Below are 23,392 nucleotides of genomic sequence, written 5' to 3'. Positions count from 1 at the left end.
TAATTTAAGTGGTGCCACCCATGACAAAGAAAACGAGAAATTTTGATAAACAATTTTGAAGTGTATCATTTATTTGCTAATTATCACCCGCTAAAATCACAAATAACGATTAAAATCAGCATGGGTGGCACCTTTTTCTAAAGTTATAGAAAAGTAGACAATCACAACTATATTGGGATTTTAAAATCTGCTGCCATTTCATATTTGGTAGCTTGTTTTATACTTTCTAAGCCAAACTTGAAACATTGTGCTCGTCAAAGCTATAAGGGAAGAGTTGTTTACATATGAACCGCAGGATTGACTATAAGAAAGGTGATAAGTGATCTGGTCACTTAGCATCTTTCTTTCGTTTGTTAAATAGCCATTGTATTTGGGTGCGCCTTGTTTTATTGTGGATAATCGATTAACGACAGCTGGATCGAAAAACAGTCCAGAGATTGTCGTCAATAACATTGGAAAGTATAGTATAGTAAAATTACATAATATACGGGTAGGAGTGATTTAAGTGGAGGACTTGGAGCGCAAGGTACGACAAAGTTTAATGAATTTGGAACGGGCGCTTTCGAGATTGGAGGATGCATTGAAAGAGGATCAACATAACAGTCTTATGGTAGATGGGACGATTCAACGTTTCGAATTCACCATCGAAATCTATTGGAAAACCCTTAAACGTTTGCTGCTATCAGAAGGTATTGATGCTAAAACACCAAGGGAAACGTTAAAAGAAGCATTCCAGGTAGGGTGGCTTGAAGATGAGAAATCCTGGCTACAAATGCTAAAAGATCGCAACGAGACGTCTCATGTGTATGATGAGGCAATGGCTTTGAGGATTTTGGCCAATATCAAACAGTATTTTCCCGAGATGAAGAATACTTTTGTGAAGTTGAAAGTTCGTTACGAAGGAAAATGGATGCAATGAATAAGGAGTTAATAAATCAGCTACGCCTTATTGTAAAGTGGTACCCCGAAATTGAATCTGTGTCTTTATTTGGATCGCGGGCGTATGGGGATAATACGGAAACTTCGGATATCGATTTAGCTGTAGTGGCACCTAAACTCTCTGATATAGATTGGTTAAATTTTTCGGAGCAAGTGGAAAATGAATTGAATACATTACTGAAAATTGACTTAATACGTTGGGAGACCGCCTCCAATAAATTGAAAGACGAAATTAATGCCTGTCAACAGATAATTATTCGTAACGCGCCGCTGTGAAAAAAACCGAATTATCAAACCTGTGAATTGTCATAATTTAAGTGGTGCCGAAAGAAAGAAAGAAGCTAATTGACCTGGTCAATTAGCTTCTTTCTTTCATTTGTTAGATAGCCATTGTATTTGTGTGCGCCTTGTTTTATTGTGGAATATAAAGGACCACAACAAGGTTAGTGAAAGAGGTGACGAAGATGGTTGATTGTCAAAGGTGTGGCAGCGCTGAGGCCTATATCCATTTCGGCTCAGAAATGGAAAAGGAAGTGCTTTGTATCGGTTGTTATAATGCGATGATGTCGGAAGTACTTGGTGTAAAGGTGGAAAGTTATCCAGAAGGGGTTTCGATTCGCGGCGGTGACGGTATGGTTCGGCATTTCAGTATTAAAAAGCGGCTTCATTCAGGGGGAATCAGCATGGTTGCAGAAGAGTTAAAGTCATTTGGCTATCAGTTCGCCGTTCATGGAGAGTTGGAGTGCGATCAAGGTCAGCTGTTTTTGCAGTTGATTGACAAAGCGGAGCGGGCAATGATGGAGACGTTCATCCAAGAAGGCAAGTTTCCTAACGGGCAACATTATTATTCTCTGAAGAAAGACCGTTTGATAGGAATAGTTGAATCAAACAGGGAAGAAGACGGCAACCCGGTTCTGGTCGTGGATGGTAAGCCTTATACATGGGAGGAAATCGGGAAGATGCTAATGTCCTATGAAGGGTTTCAGTTAAAGGTCGAGGCAGTTGATATATCCGATGAAATTGAGTGGATAGATGAGGAATAAGAACTTATGACATCAAGAGAACCACCTCCTATTAAATTTACGGAATCACGTAATTTAAAAGGAGGTTTTTCTATGGGTAATTATTGAGAGATTGTTGGAATATCGCGAAGGTTGAAAGAGCGTATTTGGCACAGGGGGTGACCGATCTCAGGAAATACACTGACGGTAGCTACAAGTCCAACAAACAACTAAAGAAAGACAAAATGAATAGAAGGAATTTTATGGGTATTTGTCGAAAAATAGGAGTGTAAAAGAAAATGACAGGGAGAAGGGGATCAAATGGGCAATCAACAAACTAGACTTTTAGAGGCGAAACAACTACTCGAAAAAATGGCAAACGGAGTACATCCCATAACGGATCAACCAGTAGATGAACATCATTTCTTGCAAGATCCACGCGTCATTCGACCATTATTTCTACTATTAAACCACCTAAATGAGCCGAAATCAAACCGTACGAAAGCACCCGGAAAATATGTTATCTCCCAAAAACAGTTAGACGCAGTCGAGTTCCCAGATCATCTGATTGGCATCAATGAATTCTGCAATCGCGTCAACGAACAACTCGACCCAAGTGTCTCCAAAAAGCTCAGCGGCAAAATCTTAAATGACAAACTCAAGAAGCTTGGGATTTTGTCCGAAGTACAGTCTGAAGAAGGCACGAAGCGCTCGGTCACCAATGACACGTCTGCAAGCTACGGCATATCTATGATTGAACGCTCTTATAATGGCAGCCCGTATCAACAAATCGTCTTTGATGAAATGGGGAGAGACTTCTTACTACGGAATCTACAAAATTTGCTGAAAGGTTAACGCTCCATAATCCGGTGTTGCGAAAAAATTCACTACAAATAAATCAATGAAACACGCAAAGCTTTAGGGAATGGCAATGAATTTGATGGTGTGTCCTCATATTCCTACCACTCGTAGTCATCTGGATATTGTTCGATCGGTCGGATTTCATCAGGGTGGACACCATTTTCGCGAGCGATATCATGTATTTCATGGAACACCTGCATGTAGCGATGATCTTTTTCAGCTAGGCGTTTAGCAAAGATGCTGATATTCTTTTCGCGTTTTTCCTGGTCCATATGAATGAACTTAATATTGAGCGTGTCCACGTATTGCGTCATGTAGCCTTCGTATTTTGTGAGGTCCCAACGATTCGATGTCATAAAGTACTTCTTCAGTTGTGCGAACTTTTTTTCGGGTAACGTTTCTTCGAGACAAGTGGCAAAAGTCGATTGGAATTTTCGTACGGCCATACTGGTTGCATTCCAAGCATGTGTTTTGTTGTTACGTTCATATAGATGAATAAAATCGTTTAGTGCATAGGAAACGAAGATCATTTCCGGCAACAGTACTTCAAATGTCAAATAGATGTTCATTTCTGAACCTGTAATCGACAAATATTTCATTCCATCTCGATCTAATCCGTTCGGTACATGCTTAGCCCCACGGTTACCCATAATGGCATGTCGAATATCATAGCAAACACCGAGGACGCGAATCCTCACAGCATCATAGTGTGGGTATTCACTTTCTTCTCCTACAATGTCATGAAGCGCATCATAGAGTTCCTGAAAGTCATGGACATCCCCTGATACCGTTACTCCAGTGAGATGTTGCGTGGGTTTTATACTGATCATTGTTGTTACCCCTTTGTAAGTAAATTCTTTGTAGCAAGTATATCACGGAGAGAAGTATGGAATCGCCTGTATCTATGGGGTAACAAGATGACACGATATAGGCAGCAACCGCCACTTGATTCAGATTTTAAACCCAGCTAATGGTGCAAGGATAACAATTGGGGTAAAGTGACACGCAGGATTTGGAGAACGAAACATGACAGTGAATTGAAAAGGTGAAACAGTCCTTCAGATGGATAGTTTATTTGCAAGGCGGTATAGTTAAAATAAACTAAATTGGTCGGGAGGGTATCTTGTGGAAGAAACCTTAAAACAAATCTTGAGTGAATTGAAACATATGCGAACTGACATCAATGAATTGAAACAAGGCCAACAAAACTTGGAGAGTGGTCAAAAAGTTTTGGAAGTAGGCCAACAAAACTTGGAGGCTGGTCAAAAAAGACTGGAAGCGCAACAACAAACATTGGAAGCTGGTCTTGACAGAGTTGAGAATGGTATACAAACCTTGCAAGAGAACCTTGTTGATCGTTTAGGATTATATACAGAGAAAATCGTCCAACATGTTGACAATAAAACTGAAGTATTGAATAAAAGAGTTTTTAAAGTAGAATCAGAAATAGAACGTTTAAGTAGACAGTAAGGGATTTGCAATAATCCACTTACTGTTTTTTTAATGAGATTTTTTCATTTCTAGAATACGTCGGAAACGATATCGGTAGTTGTAGTGGAATGAATGGAAGGTAGAGAGGACGTTGGAAGATTTGCATGGGGGTAGTATCAATATCGCATCGGTATCTTAAGTTATGCTTTCAAGAAACAGATTGAAATGGAATGATTGAGAGGTATAGGCGTCAAGTGGAAATGGAGAATGTCCCTCAAGCTGATGCAGAGAAAATGGAAAAATAGAACTGCAAAATTTTTCAACAGTTCTATTTCTCATCAGGTTCTATTTGAAGTGGGTCCACTGAAAAATAGTTCTCCTCGTAGTGTTCAACATCAAATTGTTCAATGGATTGGTACCTATCACTAGAAGATTCCAATTCAACAAGATCACCTGTTCCTGGGACACCAAATGCATCATGTATCATATTTACTAAACTTTCAGGTTCTGGTGCTTCCTCGATAGCAGCCAATGCTATAGCTGCTCGAAGGTACCCTGCATGGTTAGAAAGGATTTGTTCATTAAAAGAAATCCCATGTTTCTCTGCAAATAATTTCATGAATACTGATAAAGTTTGCGTATTACCTTCTCGAAAAGGATGGACACGCCAAAGATTAACTAAAAGCGTAGTGAAATTCTTCACTACATCAGGCTCTCTTTGATCCCACTTGATAGTAAAGGCCCATTCATAAATATCTGCTAGGACGAAAGGAATGTTTTGATAATCAGAATAACTGACAGATAGTCCACTTAAAACTCGTTCAGGTTTATAGATATTAATCGTCCGGAAATTCCCTGCCCATTCATATAAGTTGTCAAATAAATAAGAATGAATCTGCTGTACACTATCTGGATGAAACAAGTCAGTCACATTAAAACTGTTCTCAAGATCCACAATCGCCGCAATAAACAATTGAGCTTCGATTTTAACTAATTCTTCTTCATCTCGAATATCCAATTTGTTGATTAATATATGTGAGTTGGGATAAGCGTACGGATCTCTCATTTAATATTTGTATATTTAGCCAGGATTGCTTTCTTGACCTCAGATGATGTAAGCACACCATTTTCATAATCACGCAACAATTTTTTTGTATAATCAGTCGGTTTCCCACCATCTATCGCTGCCATTCCTGTAGCGAACAACACTCTTTTTTCACGTTCATTTTTAGTTGTTGCTTTTCGTAATTGCATAGGTAACACCCTCTCTGACATGCTTATACATAGTACTATACAAGTTTTTTAAAAAAGTTACCTTTTCCAGATGAAAAACTACACACATGTGCGTAAGCTCTTCTTTTTTAATTGAACGCTTTTGGTAACTACACCCCTAACATCAGGTTAGTTGCCAGTACGAGCGCTTTCAATTAGCGACGAAAACTGTTAATTCCTGCTTAGCGGATACTGGCGTTTATAAAATCTACATATATGGTGTTAATTCACTCAAATTAGGAATATGTACTTCTTTTAAAAGAGCATTAAAGTTGTAGCCACTTGAATCAGCATATTGTAATAGGTCGCGTAATTCTTTAAACAATAGTGTCTCAGTTGAACGAGAAAGTGACTGGAACTTATTTTCAGCATCTAATACATGTAGAAAATAAACGATACTCAATAAACCTTCACTCAAAATATGTGTATTTATTCACAACCACTCACAACCACGCATCATCACTCAGCAAGAGATTAAGTTTCTTGTCTTCTTCAGTAGCTTGACGATAAAGCTGACAGTACAGACTATAATTATGCCGTGACGGTTCAATACCAACAGGTAGCAAGGTTGGTAGAAGGTCTAAATCAATCCATGACTTCGGTGCGGGCTCTTCCGAACAATACATCGGAAACGAACTGTAGGGATAATCAATCAACTGCTCGACCATTGGTTTCTTCGTATCAATCGGATTGCGGTGGATATAGCTACTGACGGCGAGGACAGCGAACGGACCTTCTGCTTCTTTTGAATAATAGCGTTTTTCATAAATACGGCCCACGTGACCATATTTTTTGGAATAGTAATCACTAAAGCTTCGATTGATACGAGCCATAATTTTATCGAGCGGAACATCTGGTGAATTGATGAGCAAATGGTAATGATTCGTCATGACACAAAAAGCGATGATCGTGAAACGGTAGCGTTCTCGACATTCATCAATCACGGCAATAAGCGCTGCCATATCTTCTGGTGTGCGGAAAATGCGCGAGCGGTTATTCCCGCGCATGACAATATGAAACCAACCTGCTGGATGCCAATACCGTTTGCGTCTGCCCATCATTTATCCACCCCGCGTCATAGCAGTATGAATGGCCGACGCTTTTTTCTTCCACTCGATTGCTTCTGTCAGGTGAAGGTCCGCCACGTGCTCAGAGCCTGTCAGGTCAGCAATGGTCCTTGCAAGTCTCAAAATTTTCGTAGTTGAACGACTGCTTAGCCTCTCTTCAAAACATACTTGTTGAACAGTTTGGAGTTGCTGTGAAGAGATATTCATATGTTGTTCGAAAAGCTTAATGGGCACAATGCAGTTGGTGACATTCATGCCATAACGAGTTCGTTGGATATTTCGAGCTTTAGTGACCCGAACTCGAATAGCTGCGGAAGATTCCCCGGCAGACTGAGTGAAAATTCCCGTGCTCTTCATTTGCAAGACGAAATCGATTCGATCAATAATCGGTCCCGTCACTTTCATGAGATATTTTAAAATCTGCTTGTCGCTGCATGTACAATATCGTTCGCTTGAGCCAGCGTAGCCGCATGGACAGGGATTGGTAGCTGTAATTAAATTGATGGCTGCAGGAAATTCAAGCGAACCTTCCACTCGGTTAACGGTGGCATAACCTAATTCGAGCGGTTGGCGCAAAGTATCAATCACACGCCGCTGAAAATGACCGAGTTCATCCAAAAACAACACACCGCGATGAGCAAGTGAAATTTCTCCTGGTTTCGGATAACGTCCGCCACCTTGAATGGCCCCTTCAGATGTCGTGTGATGTGGAGCGCGTTTTGGCGGTCTCAGTGACAAGCCCCGTGGTTGAGACGTCAACTGATAAATGCTATAAACTTCAAGCATTTCCTCATGGGTCATGTCTGGCAAAATGGAATGAAAAGCGTGAGCCATTAAGCTTTTTCCACAACCAGGAGGTCCAGACATTAATAAATGGTGTCCCCCGGCAGCACAAATCTCCATCGCTCGTTTGACGTCCTCATGTCCTCGAATTGCCGAAAAATCCTCCATAGATTCTTCTTCCACATGTTCAAGTGGTTGTAATTCTGTGCTTGAAGGGAGGGAAAGGGGCATGGTAAAAAGACTAGTTTTTCCCTGCAAATGACTCATAATATCTCGAATATGGTTGAATGATATCAATTCAATGTCAGTGACATAGGCAAATAAATTCGTATTAATCGGTGGTAAGTAGATGCGTTTGAAACCAAGCTGGATCGCCTGTTGCACTGTTGGAATTAGACTTTGGAACGATAACAATTGTCCATCAAGAGATAAAGCAGCAATGATGCATATGTCGTCTGTGATTGGCAGTTTTTTCTTGAGCAGTTCTTGAACGACCGCGAGAAGCATCGCCCCATCAAAACCAGTCCCTGACTTTTTGACATCGGAAGGGGATAGATTAATGGTGATTTTCTTCATTTCAATGTCCATTGCGAGGGAGTGCAAACTATTAAGGATGCGTTCACGCGATTCTTTAATGGTTGCATCCGGCAACCCGATGATGATGCACTGCTCTTTATCACTTCGAACAGTCGCCTCAACTTTAATCACTTGCCCTTTCAACCCATTCAATCCGACACTCATTATGTATGACGACAACTTGTCACCAACTTTCCCCTTTTCAAAAATCATAACGCAAGTGAATCCTCAATCGCAAGTGCCTCTAAGGCTCAGCAGGATGTATGGAAATTGGCGAAATTGAATTTTGAAAGCAAAAAACGGGAGAAAATTGAATTTTGCCTGTGGTTTAGATGTATATACGAGAAATAGATGGCCAAAATTTTATTTTGAGCCTATTAACTAAAAGTGCAATGGAAGTGGTGAAATTTCAACTTTGGCGGGTGGCACTTTATTGCCCAAAATGCACAGGTACCAAAAGGGGAAAAGGTGCCACCCACAGTCAAAGTGAACTTTTATTCTGCATACTAAAGTACTAAAAAATATTTTATTATTCAGTGAATTTATACTATACATTTATATGGTAATTTAGTAGAATTTAACTATAGGAGACGAGAAGGAGATTTTCTTTTGAAAAACTGTGATTCAAATCTAATTGACCATGAAGCGTTAGCGCTAGAATCAGTATTTACAGGGCAGTACAAGTCAAAAATCATTACATACCACGGGATTTATTATTCTGAAAAGTCGGTTCATGAATTACTTAATAATGCATGCATTCGATTTGCTTCGACCATGGAGGGACGGATGCAGGCAACAAGAATTTTTATGAACTATTCGAGCAAAACGCCAGTCCTTATTGAACCGACAGCGTTCGGAGCTTTTCCGACAAAGTCCTATCAACATGCAGAATGTGTGTGGCTTTTCAATCATCACTTCGAGGTAGAAGAGTTGGAAAAAGGAAAGTGCTTAGTGACTTTCCCAAATGGACTGACCATAATCGTCCATGTTTCCAAAAACGTCCTTTTGAAACAACAGCATAGACTCCACTACACCTTGGATACGTATCGCTTCATCCATCGAGAAAAGAAACCCTACTTCCGTAAGGTTTTACCACCCACCGACGAATAATCACAACATGTAATCAAAACCATTTCTGACGCCCATTGCCAAGATCACCGAATGCCGCTTTGCCTAAAAAAACTAGAAGTCTCCTATACCTTTGATGAAAGCAAAAACATTGATGTGAAAAACTTAGGACAAAATTAAGAACCAGTGCATGACAAAGAGAGAACCACTTGGCAGTTTAAAGTGGTTCTTTTTGCATTCCTCAAAAATCATTGATAGGTGAAATACTCGGGAGTTACTAACTGATAAAGTGCGGAAATAACCATGAGAAAGCTGAAGGAGAACGAGAATATTATTCCTTGTACTCTTAGATTTCTTCTTATTCAATGGGCTATGGTATAGCTGTTTTTATTCACATAGTGGCCTAGTAAAAGGAATGAAACGAATTGAAGGCACTATGCAGCACTCAAAAGAGGAAGGTTTTCTTGATTCAATCGTTCTTCAGCTATTAGGTACAACTATGCATCCAGCGGTGAATCTGAGAGAAAAAGCAGTCAGTTTTCAGTATGAATTCCTCTAGCAATCTAGTAAACGCTTCACTTATGATTAACAATTAGTAGAAATCTACATACATAGCTAAAAGTTGGTTAAAACCTGTTTACAAGAATGGAAGTGGTTGTTGGATGCTAGAGCTTCGGGATGTACGAAAGCATTATCGTTCAGGGAGTGAGAAGACTGAGATTTTACGTGGTGTGAATTTGCACGTGGAGCGAGGAGAGTACGTAGCCATCATGGGGAAGTCCGGGTCCGGCAAGAGTACGATGCTGAATTTATTAGGCACACTCGATCGTTTAGATTCTGGAGAATATGAGCTCGCGGGGAAACCTGTACATAAAATGTGGAGTGGCCGACGAGCTGCTTTACGGAATGAAGAAATAGGATTTGTGTTCCAACATTTCCAACTGATTCCGAATCTATCGGTGTATCAAAATGTACTGCTTCCCTTAATCTACGGAAGTAATCGATTGAAAAGAAAAAAGTCACGTGTGATGGCTTTGTTGGATGAGGTAGGGCTGTTGGATAAGAAGAATCAAAAACCAGATCGATTGTCCGGAGGGGAAAAGCAACGTGTGGCCATTGCAAGAGCTCTTGTCAATGAACCGGGACTGATACTGGCGGACGAGCCAACAGGAAGTCTTGATGAAGAAACGACTGAAAGCATCCTGAGTTTGTTTGAACGTGTCCATAATAAAGGTGCCACGATTGTGATTATTACGCATGACTTGGAAGTAGCCGAACGAGCCGAACGGATACTGCACCTCAAGAACGGGGTGCTTGTATGAAATTATTGACAGCTTTCAGACTGGCTTGCTTCGGGTTATGGTCGAATCGCTTTCGTGTATTGTCGGCAATGATCGGTGTGGTCATTGGCATGTTCGCTGTGATTGTGCTCGCTTCGATTGCCATTGGTGTTAAAGAGACATTGATGAAACAAATGGGCAGTCTTGGAGCGGAGCAAATTTTGGTTATGCCAGGAAGGGTTTTAGATACGGCATCAGGACAAAAAGATTTACTGAGCGGGTTGACGAATGTACCGAGCACGCTAACATATGAAGATGCTCAAGCAGTTGCCGGTGTAGCGAATGTAAAATCGGTGACTCCCCAACTAGAAACGATTAACTTTGCTACATACGAAGATAAAAAAGTGCAGTCCGTGTTAGTCGGAACAACGGATCAGTACAGGCGCATATCACATGCAGAGCTTTCAAAAGGCCGTTTTTTCACAAATGAAGAACAAGCCGCAAAAGCAAAAGTGATTGTTCTAGGAAGCAATATTCATGATGCTTTGCTCGGAAGTGAGGAAGAACCTACTGTTGAAGGGAGCGTCCCTGCTGGAGATTCGAAACCAAAGCCGCTGTGGGAGCGTATGCTAAATAAGTTACTAGGTGGAGTTGCATCAGCGCAAGAGTTGTCATTGATCGGGACAACCGTAACCATTAATGAAGAGTCGTTTAAGGTCATTGGCATCCTTGCGCCAAATGCAACTTTAGGGTCAAGTACGGACAATAATATTGTAATGCCGATTGAAACGGCGCTTGCAACGACAGACATGAAATATTTAACGAAGATGATTGTGGAAGCTTCGAACATCGATGCCATAGATCAAGTCGACGGTGAAGTGTTTGGTGCCATAAAGGAAAATCATTCCGAAATTGATTTCAGTGTCGTCAAGCAAGACCAGATGTTGAGTGCTCTTGGGAAGGTAACGTCTATTTTACAGTTGATGCTATTGGGGATTACCGTAACCGCACTGATCATCAGTGGTACAGGAATCATGAACGTCATGGTGATGTCCGTGCGAGAAAGAACACGAGAAATCGGTATCCGAAAAGCACTCGGTGCCACAACCTTTGAAATATTGGCCCAGTTTTTCTTCGAGACTCTGCTACTGTGTTTCATCGGCGGCGTGGTAGGAATAGGGCTAGGATATGCATTCATTGAAGTATGGAATAACCATATTCAACTCCTTACCTTGTCGTTACCGATGTGGGCAGTGAAACTTGCTCTGATTTCAACATTTGGAATCGGAAGCCTATTTGGGATTTATCCTGCATTGAAAGCAGCAAGAATGAATCCGAGTAAAGCATTGAGGTTTGAGTGAATGGTTAATTCGCGTAACAGGGATGAAAAAATTAGGTGCTCAGGGAAGATATAATAATGCATCAATATGAGAATTCAGCAACCAAGATGTTGCTGGATTCTTTTTTCATGAGTTTAATGGCTTTACTTTAGATATTAACCTCTATTGAATCGTCAAATATACAGATGTTGCAGGAATTTAATATGGAACTGACGAAGTGAGAGGTATGTATTAGAAAGAAAGGGAGTGAATCCAAAATGTCGAATCAACCGATTATTTTGGAGATGAAGATCAGTCTTAGAGATATTCATCCTCGCATTGAAAGAGTATTTCGAGTATCCGACAGAATTACGTTCAGGAAGCTGCATGAAATCATTCAAATCGTGATGGGGTGGGAAAACTATCATTTATATGAGTTTAGGTATGGTCCATATCGAATCGGTATTCCAGATGATGAGTATTTTATTCTTGATCGCACGCATTTGGATGCTAGAGATACACGGATAGGGAAAATTGGAATAGAAATGGACGATGCATTTACCTATCAGTATGATTTCGGAGACGATTGGCAGCACACGATAGAAGTTCAATACAGTTATCGATCGTTTGGTGGTTCAGTTAAGCCCGAGTGCATAAATGGTAAACAAGCCTGTCCACCTGAGGATGTTGGTGGATCATCAGGTTATAGCAGGTACTTAATCGAGCTTGCGGATCCAAATAATGAGAATCATACACAATCTTTAGGTTGGAGAGGTCTGTTTGAAGCGGATGAATTTAATTTGACTGCTGTGAATGAACGATTGAAGCGATTGAGATAAAGTCCACAATATTGAGTCCCAGGGATGAAAAAAATTAAGTGCAGGGGGTATTTTATTGGATTTGTTATTTGTAATATTGCTATTTGCAGTATTAATAGCACTGTATGATTCGATTAGACGAGTAAGCAAGAATGTACTAAAACAAACGGAAGAATTACAAAAACTAAGAGAGGAATTGCAAAAAAATGAAAATTAGTTATTCTTTCACTAATGACAGGTTAAATTTAACAAACCGGATGCCTTTGTGGCGTTTCCCTGGGGCAGCCACAAATTGAGGAACATTTGAGTCTGCGTCAGAGACAGCACACGAGCGAAGTTTTTTATGAGAATTATACTACGAAGATGAAATTACAGAGAGGACGAAATTTTATCTTCAAGGATTGCCTACAGAGAAAGAGACGATTTATGTGACTTGGTCACTTAGATCGTCTCTTTCGTTTTCTATAATTCGGGTTCAAAGGGTTATTGACTAATGTTGAGGACCTATTGATTGTAATTCTGGTGCGTCCATACTCCCCTCGTAGGGATCTTCTTCAACTAGCTGTCGATAGGTGAGACAATAATCAATATTGGATTTCTCGAAGGGAGGTGGCAACGAAGATACTTACGGCGCAGCATTAGTCGTATGACCATCGTCTTTGGAGATGACTACGAACATAAAGAAATGGTCATCCAAGTTAGAACAATATTCTGAAAAATTCTGACATTTAACTTCAATTCCATTTTAGTTAGAATGCTTTCAATGATGATTGAAGCCTTATTTTGAATGATTGTGAAATAAGGTGATCGTTTTATAGTCAATTGGATCTCGATTAATCTATCAAAAAAGCCCCACTAGGTTGTTTTTCAGATATTATCCAAGCATAAATACTTACTTCTTCTTCGAAAATTTTCCCGACATTAATAATTTGTTCAGTAACTTTATAATCCGGTTCAAACTCAAATTTAATCTTATTCTTTATTGCAGAAGGTGAAGTGTTGGTTTTATAAATTTTCTCAAAGTGAGAATTCAGCTCCCAGTATTTACTATTAAAGCTTAAATTGTTTTCAAAATGTACTCCAAGGATAATTCCGTAATAATTAAGATCTTTATTATATAAATCACGAATCACTTTCATTCTGTTTAAATCTTTTTTAATCATCAACCCTTCAACTTCTATCCAATAAAAGTCATGATATGTATATTCACACTTAAATTCGAATAATGCTACGGGTACAAAATTATTTAAATTTTGCTCCTTGATAGTATCCAAAATAAGGTTTTGACTTTTTGTGTCGAGGCAATTAAAAATCTTCTCTAATTGTATATTGTTTGCTTCTTCAATACTTGTAATATCTTCAAAATCATCTATTATACCTTCTTCTACTAAAATACGTTTAAAAACAATTAATTCATCATTATTCCAAGTAGCTATAAGAGATTCCTTCATTTCCAATTCTCTGAAAATTGCTAAATCTATTGCCTGACTACCTTGCCATGTCCATTCACGGATTGGAATTAAACCATGATCCATAAATGTTTTAAACAAATAATATGCAAATTTATCTCTAATTAAGAATTCATTTTTAGCTTGAAAATATAATATAGCTAGCTCATCTTGGAGTTGTGTCATTTCACATGCTTTTAGCCCAGCAATAACATCGTCCAGTGTAAAATCATTTTTCAGTTTTTTAATACTCCTTCTTACTCTATTAGCATTTAATGAATTATTAAATATGTTGTTGCTATCGTGGTAATATGTCTTTTAAACTTCGAAATGTAGATGTATACCTACTGAAATTCTCAATATCATAGAGAGTTGCATTAAATTTTTCAATTACTTCTTCATTATCTTCGCCTCTAACAATAGTTTGTATTACCTCTAAATTTCCCTTTATATCTTTAACCATAATTAAGTCTAATCCACACAATATTTTAGGGATTGAAAAACTTATTTTTACTTGATATCTTTCACTATCTTCTACCGAAACTAACAGCAATTTTGGTTTAAGACCATCCACTTCATTTTTGATAAAGTTATATACTTTATCCAACTCTTTATGTTTTCGAAGTAGCAATAGTATTTCTTGATTAAATGAGTAGGTTTTCGTATTTTCACCACCATTTACATTTACATTTATAGAGATAGTATATTTATAGAAATTAATAATTATTCCTTAATTGCGTCCTAGTGCAGAAAACGATTCTACAGAATTCTGACATTTGACTACAATTCTAGTTTTAAGTGTAAGTTTTTTGTAGGCGTGTCCCTAGGGCAGCCGTAAAATTGAGGGACATTTGATTCTGACCCAGGGACAGCACTCGAGCGTATGAGAACACTACTATGGAAAATACAGAGCGACCGAGATTAAATACTCGGTCGCTTGTTTTATGTAAATAGGGTGACGAATCTGAAAACAAATACAGGGAGTTTCGTGCCCCAAGTATGTAGACGTTAAATTCGCGTGTCAGGGATGAAAATAAGGGGAATTATCAAAAGACGGTGAAAGCCTAACTAAAACTAACTGGGCCGACTATTTCAATAAAGTAACATTTCTGACAATCGTACGTCTAATTATCATAAGGGGAAAATGGGGGTGTTCTAATGAAGTTTAGTCGAATCTTTTTTCTTGTTTCCGCTTTGTCATTCACAATTATAGGTTGTTCAAATGAGGAACAAAGAACAACCGGATCAACGGAAACGACAGAAACAATGGACAGCATTGATGCAGAAGAAGTCATAAGATTAGATTCAGCGGCAGATATTTTTCAATACGATGGAGTTATTTATAAAACAAATATTGACTGGGTAGAAAACCTATCATTAACTAAAGGCAGTCAGATTGGCGAAATAAAAACTAGAAATAAGAATGCAACAAATTTTAAAAATGAAGAGTCCAATATAATTCCCGTTGGAACTAAGATTTTCAAAGCTAAAGAAAGAGGTGACATATTAGTCGTTGAAATTGATGGTGAGTTAAGGAAATACCTTGCTATCGTTGAGGGATAATGTAATTTATTTAATGGATGTCTAAATTAAAAACGTACAGAACAAAAGTGAGCTTGGAGATACATTTCCAAGCTCACTTTTTTGTGTGAATTGCTAATTTCTTATTTGCTCAATATCATGTCTATTTTAAATAGAAGGAACTAATGGGTGGCACTATTTTGCCAAAAACGCACAGGTACCAAAAGGGGGAAAGGTGCCACCCGTAGAGTCTTTTACTAATATATAGGACGTCTATATGCCTATTTATTCTGAATACTTACTTATTTTTGTTGCTGTTTAATAAAAACTAAAGTAAAATTTTACATGTATTGCAAACGCTTGCATAAATCAATTCATGTATTTATTCAGCTAGAAGAGACATTCTCATATTGTATTATGTAAGCATTTTCTCTTTCAGCTATTTGTGCAAACGCTTTCACAAATAGGTGGATGATGTCTAATTTTAGAAAGGAGAATCTATTAAACGTTATTTCATAAATAACTTATGAAGAATGATGTACGAATATTTAAAGTGTATTTCTTTGAATTTGTTAAGATTTTAGATCAATTGATTGGAGTGAAGGGCGGCGAAAGAGACTGCTCCTGCGGTTACTCGTCGCAAAGATATTGGACGAATGACATTTCGTCCAATATCTTTCCAGCGGGAAAAGCGGGACAGGTGAGACCCCGCAGATTGCGAAGCAACCGAGGAGGCTCACTGCCCGCCCCGCGGAAAGCGTCCGCCCGTAACGGAAATCAACCAGATCTGTTTTTAGAATCTTCGTGATTACATTCGGTTTATGAAATATGAATCAATAACCCATGACCCATTAACTGAGGAGGAAATAATGAGTGAAAAGAGCAAGGAGCATTAAACGTAAATTATCAATATTTATCATTTCAGTATTGGTTTTGAGCCTATGGTTGCCATTTATACCGGCTCAACAGGCATTTGCAACAGATTCTAATAAGGCAGTTGTAAATGAAGCTACTGAAACTGCTGATCGTAGCGTACGATTCACATACATTCGCGAAGATCAAACATATGGTACTTGGAATATTTGGGCATGGAATACAGGTGTTACAAATGATCAAATCAATTTTGAATCATATGCGAATGGCGTGGCAACTGTCAATATTGCCGTTGCGCCTGAAACGGAACAATTTGGATTTGTTCTTCGTAGTAATGAGGACTGGAATACCGCAGAAAAAGAGTTTGGGGATCGTTTTATTCAAGTGAATAAGAATGATTCACTGACAAAAGCTTATATTACAAGTGGTGTCGAGCAAATACGAATTGTTCCGGATGGCTCAGCTCCTGTTATTGACCAAGGGAATGCGACTTTTTATTACCGTGATAAAGCCCTTTTCACTAACGATGAAATGGACACGATTGAAAAAGTAGAGTTAAAGTTTGATGGACAAACGAATGAAATGACGTATGAGCCAGAGAATGAGAGATTTGTCTATTCATACAACAACATTCCAAATGGTGAAACAGCATACACCTATCTGGTAACAAAAGATGGCGTGACAACTGAAGTAACTGATCCTTACAATACAGTTGATGGAGTTTCAACGATTGAATTCCTTCAAGCTGATTTAACGGTTTTAGGATCAGTCGAACCAGCAGTGATTGACTACAATCAAAACGCTGTCTTATCTGTTGATATTCAAGGATTGACAGACGAACTAAAAATCAACAAAATCTTTGCGGATGCTTCTTCGTTAGGCGAATCAACTAAATTAGAGATTGATCCTTCCTTAAAAGAGATTGCGATTGCAGTTGACGATGACATTACAGCTGGAACCAAAACCATTCCATTAACCGTGATAGATTCATATGGAAACACATATGAAGGATCAGCTGAAGTGGAAGTGAAAACGAGACAATCAACAGGAGATTCTGATTTTGATTGGGACGAGTCTGTGATTTACTTTATGTTAACAGACAGATTCTTTGATGGTGATGCAACAAACAACGACCCTTATGATCTGAACTATGATACCGATGCGCGTGGTACTTACCAAGGTGGCGATTTGAAAGGGATTACGACAAAACTAGATTATCTTGATAATCTCGGTGTCAATACAATTTGGATTAGCCCGATTGTAGAAAATGTGAAATATGATGTGCGCTCTGTTGAAACGAACGGGACATCTGTTGACCCCTATTACGCCTACCATGGCTACTGGGCTAGTAATTTCGGGGAATTAAATCCGCATTTTGGAACGATGGAAGATTTCCATGAATTAATTGATGCAGCACATGACCGTGATATGAAAATTATGGTGGATGTGGTGTTAAATCATACAGGCTATGGTTTGAAAGAGTTAGATGGAAACATGGCTAACCCGCCTGCAGGTTTCCCAACGGATGAGGATCGCACTAGATTTAGCGATATGGTCCGTCAAGGCGCAACTGTTGGAACGGATGAGGTGGTTGGTGAATTAGCTGGACTTCCTGATCTTAAAACGGAAGACCCTGCAGTTCGTCAGCAAATCATTGATTGGCAAACGAGCTGGATTGATGAAGCGACGACGGCTAAAGGAAACACAATTGACTACTTCCGTGTAGATACTGTGAAGCATGTTGAAGATGCGACTTGGATGAGTTTCAAAAATGCATTAACTGATAAAATGCCTGAGTTTAAGATGATTGGTGAAGCTTGGGGTGCAAATGTTGATAATAACCTAGGCTACCTTGAAACAGGCATGATGGATTCTTTACTAGATTTTGAGTTTAAAAATACAGCCCGCACATTTGTAAATGGCGATCTAAAAGCTGCAAATGACGCGCTTATTACTCGAAATGGAAAAGTGGATAATACCGCAACATTTGGCCAGTTTTTAGGCAGTCATGATGAAGATGGATTCCTGCATTCATTAGCTGGAGATGAAGGCAAGCTAAAAGTTGCCGCATCTCTTCAAGCAACTGCAAAAGGACAACCAGTTATTTATTACGGGGAAGAGCTTGGGCAAAGTGGAGCCAATAACTACCCGCAATACGATAATCGTTATGACTTGGCTTGGGATCAAGTTGAAAATAATGATGTGTTAGATCACTACACAAAGATTCTTAATTTTAGAAGTGAGCATTCAAAAGTGTTTGCTAAAGGGGAAAGAACTTTTGTAGGTGGTTCTAATCAAGATAAATTCTTATTATTCTCACGTGACTTTAAAGATCAATCTGTCTATGTTGGATTGAATGTTGCTGAAGACGCAAAAGACGTGACAGTAACGGTTGATTCACAAGATGCTGTTGTGACTGATCATTATTCTGGAGAAGTTTACACGGCAAATGAAGCTGGAGAAATGATTGTTCCACTTCCTTCGAATGCTGATGGGGGTACTGTCTTACTGACAGTTGAAGGTGGAAATATTACGGGAGCGGTTGCTACAGGAGACGGTGGAGGAGACGCAGTGGAACCAATTCCTGCGAATAACATCCGTATTCACTATAACCGCACGGATAATATTTATGAAAACTATGGGGCATGGCTATGGAACGATGTAGCTTCACCATCGGCTAATTGGCCAGTGGGTGCAACGATGTTTGAAAAAACGGATAGTTATGGATCATACATTGACGTTGAACTAATTGAAGGCGCGAAGAATATTGGCTTCCTTGTTATGGATATAACGGGCGGTGACGCTGGTAAAGACGGTGGAGACAAAGGCTTTACCATTTCTTCGCCAGAGATGAATGAGATTTGGATTAAGCAAGGTTCGGATCAAGTATATACGTACGAACCAGTTGATTTACCAGAAAATACAGTGCGTGTTCATTACACACGTGACAACGCAGACTACGATAACTTTGGCATTTGGAATTGGGGCGATGTAGCAGCACCATCTGCTACTTGGCCAACAGATGCAGCAGATTTTGATGGGACAGATCGTTATGGTGCTTATGCAGATATCGAACTGACAGAGGCTGCAAAAGAAATTGGTTTCTTAGTCGTCAATCAAGAGACACAAGAAAAAGATGCTGGCGATAAATCTTTCAACTTACTAGATAAGTATAATCATTTATGGATTAAGCAAGGCGATGATACCGTCTATATTTCGCCTTATGGGGAAGTAGCATCAGGGATTGTTTCAGGTGAGGTCATCTCCGAAGATACGATACTATTAGGATTCACGATGACAGACGGTTTAACTTCTGAAAGCTTAAAAGATGGGTTAGCTATTACAGATGCTGATGGAGCAGCGGTTCCAGTAGAAAGTGCTGAAATCACTGGAGATAAAACAGTTGAAGTAAAAGCAACATTCAATCTAGATAAACTACCATTGTCTATTACGTACTCAGGCAGAACGGTTTCAGCAACAACAGGCTGGAGAATGCTAGATAAGATGTACGCTTATGATGGCGATGATCTTGGTGCAACATACAACAATGGCAATGCGACACTTAAATTATGGGCACCGAAAGCAAGCAAAGTAGTGGCGAACTTCTTTGATAAAGAGGATGCTTCTGTGGCAATTGGCAGTGTAGAATTAACGCTTGGCGAACAAGGTGTTTGGTCAAAAGACATCAGTCCGAGCGAACTGGCTGTAAGTGATCTTAAAGGCTACTACTATCAGTATGAAGTAACAAATGATGGCGTAGCGAAAAAAGTATTAGACCCTTACGCAAAATCGATGGCAGCATTTACTGTGAATACAGAAGGTGTAGCAGGTCCAGACGGGGATACAGTTGGTAAAGCAGCGATTGTAGACTTAAGCGGTACTAACCCTGAAGGATTTAGTCATGCGTCTATTGATGGCTATGAAAAACGTGAAGATGCAGTGATTTACGAAGTTCACGTCCGAGACTTTACGTCAGATCCTTCCATTGAAAAAGATTTGACATCAAGATGGGGCTCGTATAAAGGCTTTATTGATAAGCTCGATTATATTAAATCTCTAGGTGTTACACATGTTCAATTACTACCCGTCATGGCTTGGTATTATGGCGATGAAACGAATACGAGTGAAAGAGAGCTAAACTATTCAGCGGGTGGCAATGAATACAACTGGGGCTATGACCCACACAATTACTTCTCGCCAGATGGTGCTTATTCAGAGGATGCAACAGATCCTGAACTGCGAGTAAAAGAACTGAAAGAATTAATTGATGCCATTCACGAAGCGGATATGGGTGTTGTGTTTGATGTGGTATACACGCACATGGCGAAAGCTAGTCAATTAAATGATATTGTGCCAAATTACTATGCGTATCAAGATGCGAAAGGCAATTTCCTTGGTGGCTTTGGTAACAATTTAGCAACAAGTCACACAATGGCTGAAAAGCTCATGGTCGATTCAGTAGAATACTGGTTTGACGAATACAAGATTGATGGCATGAGATTCGATATGATGGGTGACGCGACGTATCCATCTATTCAAAACGCTTATAATGCAGCTGCGGCTGTCAATCCGGATGCTTTATTCATTGGCGAAGGTTGGAGAACATTTGCCGGACATTTAGCTGATCCAGCACTAGCAGGAATGGGTGCAGATCAAGACTGGATGGATAAAACGGATGATGTCGGTGTATTCTCTGACGAAATCCGCAATGAACTGAAATCTGGTTTCGGTTCAGAAGGTGAGCCAAGATTTATTACAGGCGGAGCAAGAGATATTGCAACGATTTTTAATAATATTAAAGGGCAACCTTCTAATACAGCTGATGATGATCCGGGCGATATGGTCCAATACATCGATGCACATGATAATTTGCCTTTATATGATGTTATTGCTCAATCTATTAAAAAGGATCCAGCAATTGCTGAAAACAACTTGGAGATTCATCAACGTGTTCGACTTGGAAACTCCATCGTTCTAACATCTCAAGGTACGGCATTTATCCATGCAGGCCAGGAATATGGCAGAACGAAGCAATGGTTAGGTGAAGGAGTGCCAGAGCAGAAATATCATGAATTTACAGATGTTGATGGCAATCCATTCGGCTACTTCATCCATGATTCCTATGACTCTTCAGATGCAATCAATAAATTTGATTGGGAAAAAGCAACGAACAAAAAAGATTTTGCAGTCAATACAACAACAAGAGAGTTCACAGAAGGATTAATTGACTTAAGAAAATCAACAAATGCTTTCCGCTTAGGCGAAAAAGAGTTGGTTGATACAAACGTATCGTTACTTGATTTCCCTGAAATGAAAGATTCCGACTTAGTCATTGCATACGAAAATGTCTCTACTGATAAAACGGGTAATTACTACGTATTTGTCAATGCAGACAATCAAGCCCGTACCTTCACATTAGGAGACTATGACTTCTCTGATGGGGTTATTTTAGTAGACAGTGATGAAGCGGGGACAAAAGCAGTATCGAAAAAATCAGGTTTCACTTTATCGAAAGAAACATTAACAATTGATCCTTTAACAACAGTTGTGATTAAACTGGATCGAAAAGCTACTGAAAAACCGAAGGACAATGGTAATGGTAATGGTGGATCTCAACCTAACCCACCTACACCACCACCAGCAGCTGGAAAACCGAACACGATTCAACTTCCAGCTCATGCGGCAGAAATAGTGAAAGAGAAGAACCCTTCTGGAATGATCGAGGTCATTACGAAAATTGTTCCTGGAAAAGTAAAAGAAATTGTGGATGCGATAACTTCAGAAAAATATATTGTGGCGATTAAGTTAGAAAAACCGGCAGCTGGTGAAATGGTCAAAGCACAGGTGCCTGGCAGTCTATTTACTGAAGCGTTAAAGAAAAATAAACGAGCAATGATTGACATCCAAACAGACGAAGCAAGCTACAAGCTTCCTGCATCAGAAATCGATATCTCAGACTTAGCTAAAAAGCTAGGCGTTGCTGAAAGTGATGTTCAAATCACGGTATCTGTTAATGTAGTTAAAACTCATTCGACTAAGGCGAAAGTGGTTTCTAATGCAATAGAATTCCACGTCGAAGCAGTAGCAGGTGGTAAAAAAGTGACGATCACTGCCTATGGTTCATTTGTTGAAAGAGAGATTGTTGGCGAAAAAGACTTCAATCCGAAAACTTCAGTCGCAGTGAAATTTAATCAGGATGGAACGTTCACATCACTTCCAACCGTATTTAATGGCAAAATAGCAACAGTGAAGTCACTGACAAACTCAACCTATGCAATTGTTGAGAATAACAAAACTTTCCCAGACGTAGATAACAAAAACTGGGCTGAAGAATCTATTGAAAAACTAGCTTCAAAATACATCATTTCCGGGAAAGCGAACGGAACATACGCGCCAGCAGAAGATATTACCCGTGCCGAATTTACCGTATTATTAGTTCGTGCATTAGGTCTTCCAGCAATCGAGTATGACAACAGCTTCTCAGATGTAAAAGGTAGCGAATGGTTCAACACAAATGGAGAACTAATGGCAGCCGTTCAATACGGACTCGTTTTCGGAAAAGATAACGGCACATTTGCTCCATATGAAAAACTAACACGTACACAAGCAGCCGTCATGATTGCAAGAGCTATGGAACTGAAATTCCTTAACTTTGATCAGGCAAACTTTGAATCAGCTAAACAACTAGCCGATTTTAAAGATGCTAAGCAATTTCCAAACTGGTCAAAATCAGGAATAAAAGCCGTCTATCAAGCAGGCATTATGGCAGGCAAGAAAAACGGAACCTTCGATCCAAATGGCTACACCAAACGTGATCAAATGGCGAAGATTTTGGCAGAGTTCTTGGAGAAGAGTAAATTGATAGATTAAGTTTTTAGTGAGAAGCAAAGTGACGTGGTCACTTTGCTTCTTTTTTTGAGTATAAATATGTTAGAGCTATACATCTGAACTTTGAGAATTGTTATCGTCCACTCACTGAGGGTTGTCGTCCATTCAACTTGGTTTGTTGTCCGTAAGCGTCAAATAATGAACACATTGTTTCTTCTCAAAGAAAATGCCTTTCTGACTTTTGTCAGAAAGGCATTTTCTATTTCTTAAATTGGATATAGCAATCAGCCGGAAGATCCTTGGACCA

Annotated in this window: 19 protein-coding genes; 11 read left to right on the top strand and 8 right to left on the bottom strand. The window is 39.3% G+C overall.

Annotated elements, in window-relative coordinates:
• Window positions 1–505 precede the first annotated feature (505 nt).
• The 4 genes from ACFPYN_RS13645 to ACFPYN_RS13630 all read left to right on the top strand — a co-directional run bounded on the left by ACFPYN_RS13645 (window position 506) and on the right by ACFPYN_RS13630 (window position 2,795).
• Complete coding sequence (locus ACFPYN_RS13645; RefSeq protein ID WP_377734959.1) at window positions 506–919, top strand: HI0074 family nucleotidyltransferase substrate-binding subunit; 414 nt, start codon at window positions 506–508, stop codon at window positions 917–919.
• A complete protein-coding gene (locus ACFPYN_RS13640) occupies window positions 916–1,215 on the top strand; it encodes a nucleotidyltransferase family protein (protein WP_377734958.1) in 300 nt (99 codons plus the stop codon). Before ACFPYN_RS13645 ends, ACFPYN_RS13640 begins: the two co-directional genes overlap by 4 nt.
• Window positions 1,216–1,403: 188 nt before the next feature.
• The gene (locus ACFPYN_RS13635) at window positions 1,404–1,982 is read left to right on the top strand and encodes a DUF7713 domain-containing protein (protein ID WP_377734957.1); all 579 of its coding nucleotides are present in this window, start codon (window positions 1,404–1,406) and stop codon (window positions 1,980–1,982) included.
• Window positions 1,983–2,261: 279 nt separating this feature from the next.
• Window positions 2,262–2,795: a hypothetical protein gene (locus tag ACFPYN_RS13630; protein WP_377734956.1), complete on the top strand. Its 534-nt coding sequence runs from the start codon at window positions 2,262–2,264 to the stop codon at window positions 2,793–2,795.
• A 104-nt stretch (window positions 2,796–2,899) separates the two neighbouring features.
• Here ACFPYN_RS13630 and ACFPYN_RS13625 read toward each other — a convergent pair whose 3' ends face one another.
• A complete protein-coding gene (locus ACFPYN_RS13625; RefSeq protein ID WP_377734954.1) occupies window positions 2,900–3,631 on the bottom strand; it encodes a DUF6904 family protein in 732 nt (243 codons plus the stop codon).
• A 295-nt stretch (window positions 3,632–3,926) separates the two neighbouring features.
• On the opposite strand from ACFPYN_RS13625, the gene ACFPYN_RS13620 reads away from it, so the two are divergent.
• Window positions 3,927–4,271, top strand: a complete 345-nt coding sequence (locus tag ACFPYN_RS13620; protein WP_377734952.1) for a hypothetical protein — start codon at window positions 3,927–3,929, stop codon at window positions 4,269–4,271.
• Between the two features lie 289 nt (window positions 4,272–4,560).
• Here the strand turns inward: ACFPYN_RS13620 and ACFPYN_RS13615 are convergent, their stop codons facing one another.
• From ACFPYN_RS13615 to ACFPYN_RS13595, 5 genes are all read right to left on the bottom strand, one after another.
• On the bottom strand, window positions 4,561–5,298 hold the full coding sequence (locus ACFPYN_RS13615; protein WP_377734951.1) for a Fic/DOC family protein: 738 nt from the start codon (window positions 5,296–5,298) through the stop codon (window positions 4,561–4,563).
• Window positions 5,295–5,486: an antitoxin VbhA family protein gene (locus ACFPYN_RS13610; RefSeq protein WP_377734949.1), complete on the bottom strand. Its 192-nt coding sequence runs from the start codon at window positions 5,484–5,486 to the stop codon at window positions 5,295–5,297. The genes ACFPYN_RS13615 and ACFPYN_RS13610 overlap by 4 nt, the downstream gene beginning before the upstream one ends.
• 226 nt (window positions 5,487–5,712) lie before the next feature.
• Window positions 5,713–5,907 carry a hypothetical protein gene (locus ACFPYN_RS13605; protein WP_377734946.1) on the bottom strand — a complete coding sequence of 65 codons (195 nt, stop codon included), beginning with the start codon at window positions 5,905–5,907 and terminating at the stop codon, window positions 5,713–5,715.
• A 40-nt stretch (window positions 5,908–5,947) separates the two neighbouring features.
• A complete protein-coding gene (locus tag ACFPYN_RS13600; RefSeq protein WP_377734944.1) occupies window positions 5,948–6,562 on the bottom strand; it encodes a transposase in 615 nt (204 codons plus the stop codon).
• A gap of 3 nt (window positions 6,563–6,565) precedes the next feature.
• Window positions 6,566–8,143 carry a YifB family Mg chelatase-like AAA ATPase gene (locus ACFPYN_RS13595; protein WP_377734942.1) on the bottom strand — a complete coding sequence of 526 codons (1,578 nt, stop codon included), beginning with the start codon at window positions 8,141–8,143 and terminating at the stop codon, window positions 6,566–6,568.
• Window positions 8,144–8,539: 396 nt separating this feature from the next.
• Between ACFPYN_RS13595 and ACFPYN_RS13590 the strand changes: the two genes are divergently transcribed.
• The 4 genes from ACFPYN_RS13590 (at window position 8,540) to ACFPYN_RS13575 (ending at window position 12,436) form a co-directional block, all read left to right on the top strand.
• On the top strand, window positions 8,540–9,040 hold the full coding sequence (locus ACFPYN_RS13590) for a competence protein ComK (protein ID WP_377734940.1): 501 nt from the start codon (window positions 8,540–8,542) through the stop codon (window positions 9,038–9,040).
• Between the two features lie 620 nt (window positions 9,041–9,660).
• Window positions 9,661–10,320, top strand: a complete 660-nt coding sequence (locus ACFPYN_RS13585) for an ABC transporter ATP-binding protein (protein ID WP_377734938.1) — start codon at window positions 9,661–9,663, stop codon at window positions 10,318–10,320.
• Window positions 10,317–11,639, top strand: coding sequence for an ABC transporter permease (locus tag ACFPYN_RS13580; RefSeq protein ID WP_377734936.1), 1,323 nt, complete (start codon window positions 10,317–10,319; stop codon window positions 11,637–11,639). Before ACFPYN_RS13585 ends, ACFPYN_RS13580 begins: the two co-directional genes overlap by 4 nt.
• Before the next feature lie 236 nt (window positions 11,640–11,875).
• Window positions 11,876–12,436, top strand: coding sequence for a plasmid pRiA4b ORF-3 family protein (locus ACFPYN_RS13575; RefSeq protein WP_377734934.1), 561 nt, complete (start codon window positions 11,876–11,878; stop codon window positions 12,434–12,436).
• An 812-nt stretch (window positions 12,437–13,248) separates the two neighbouring features.
• Here the strand turns inward: ACFPYN_RS13575 and ACFPYN_RS13570 are convergent.
• Both ACFPYN_RS13570 and ACFPYN_RS13565 read right to left on the bottom strand, forming a co-directional pair.
• Complete coding sequence (locus ACFPYN_RS13570; protein WP_377734932.1) at window positions 13,249–14,049, bottom strand: hypothetical protein; 801 nt, start codon at window positions 14,047–14,049, stop codon at window positions 13,249–13,251.
• Between the two features lie 112 nt (window positions 14,050–14,161).
• Window positions 14,162–14,470, bottom strand: coding sequence for a hypothetical protein (locus tag ACFPYN_RS13565; RefSeq protein ID WP_377734930.1), 309 nt, complete (start codon window positions 14,468–14,470; stop codon window positions 14,162–14,164).
• Window positions 14,471–15,021: 551 nt separating this feature from the next.
• Here ACFPYN_RS13565 and ACFPYN_RS13560 point away from each other — a divergent pair.
• Together ACFPYN_RS13560 and ACFPYN_RS13555 are read left to right on the top strand one after the other, a co-directional pair.
• On the top strand, window positions 15,022–15,426 hold the full coding sequence (locus tag ACFPYN_RS13560; protein WP_377734928.1) for a hypothetical protein: 405 nt from the start codon (window positions 15,022–15,024) through the stop codon (window positions 15,424–15,426).
• A gap of 831 nt (window positions 15,427–16,257) precedes the next feature.
• Window positions 16,258–23,127 carry a pullulanase gene (locus ACFPYN_RS13555; protein ID WP_377734926.1) on the top strand — a complete coding sequence of 2,290 codons (6,870 nt, stop codon included), beginning with the start codon at window positions 16,258–16,260 and terminating at the stop codon, window positions 23,125–23,127.
• Window positions 23,128–23,392 lie beyond the last annotated feature (265 nt).

The sequence above is a fragment of the Paenisporosarcina macmurdoensis genome, from assembly GCF_042658845.1.
In the GTDB taxonomy this organism is placed as follows: Bacteria; Bacillota; Bacilli; order Bacillales_A; family Planococcaceae; genus Paenisporosarcina; species Paenisporosarcina macmurdoensis.
This window is presented reverse-complemented; position numbering and strand designations above follow the sequence as displayed.

Coding starts and splice junctions, on each gene's coding strand:
- ACFPYN_RS13640 (WP_377734958.1), top strand. CDS start 916: ATGAATAAGGAGTTAATAAATCAGCTACGCCTTATTGTAAAGTGGTAC.
- ACFPYN_RS13635 (WP_377734957.1), top strand. CDS start 1,404: ATGGTTGATTGTCAAAGGTGTGGCAGCGCTGAGGCCTATATCCATTTC.
- ACFPYN_RS13630 (WP_377734956.1), top strand. CDS start 2,262: ATGGGCAATCAACAAACTAGACTTTTAGAGGCGAAACAACTACTCGAA.
- ACFPYN_RS13625 (WP_377734954.1), bottom strand. CDS start 3,631: ATGATCAGTATAAAACCCACGCAACATCTCACTGGAGTAACGGTATCA.
- ACFPYN_RS13615 (WP_377734951.1), bottom strand. CDS start 5,298: ATGAGAGATCCGTACGCTTATCCCAACTCACATATATTAATCAACAAA.
- ACFPYN_RS13610 (WP_377734949.1), bottom strand. CDS start 5,486: ATGCAATTACGAAAAGCAACAACTAAAAATGAACGTGAAAAAAGAGTG.
- ACFPYN_RS13600 (WP_377734944.1), bottom strand. CDS start 6,562: ATGGGCAGACGCAAACGGTATTGGCATCCAGCAGGTTGGTTTCATATT.
- ACFPYN_RS13595 (WP_377734942.1), bottom strand. CDS start 8,143: ATGATTTTTGAAAAGGGGAAAGTTGGTGACAAGTTGTCGTCATACATA.
- ACFPYN_RS13585 (WP_377734938.1), top strand. CDS start 9,661: ATGCTAGAGCTTCGGGATGTACGAAAGCATTATCGTTCAGGGAGTGAG.
- ACFPYN_RS13580 (WP_377734936.1), top strand. CDS start 10,317: ATGAAATTATTGACAGCTTTCAGACTGGCTTGCTTCGGGTTATGGTCG.
- ACFPYN_RS13575 (WP_377734934.1), top strand. CDS start 11,876: ATGTCGAATCAACCGATTATTTTGGAGATGAAGATCAGTCTTAGAGAT.
- ACFPYN_RS13570 (WP_377734932.1), bottom strand. CDS start 14,049: ATGACACAACTCCAAGATGAGCTAGCTATATTATATTTTCAAGCTAAA.
- ACFPYN_RS13560 (WP_377734928.1), top strand. CDS start 15,022: ATGAAGTTTAGTCGAATCTTTTTTCTTGTTTCCGCTTTGTCATTCACA.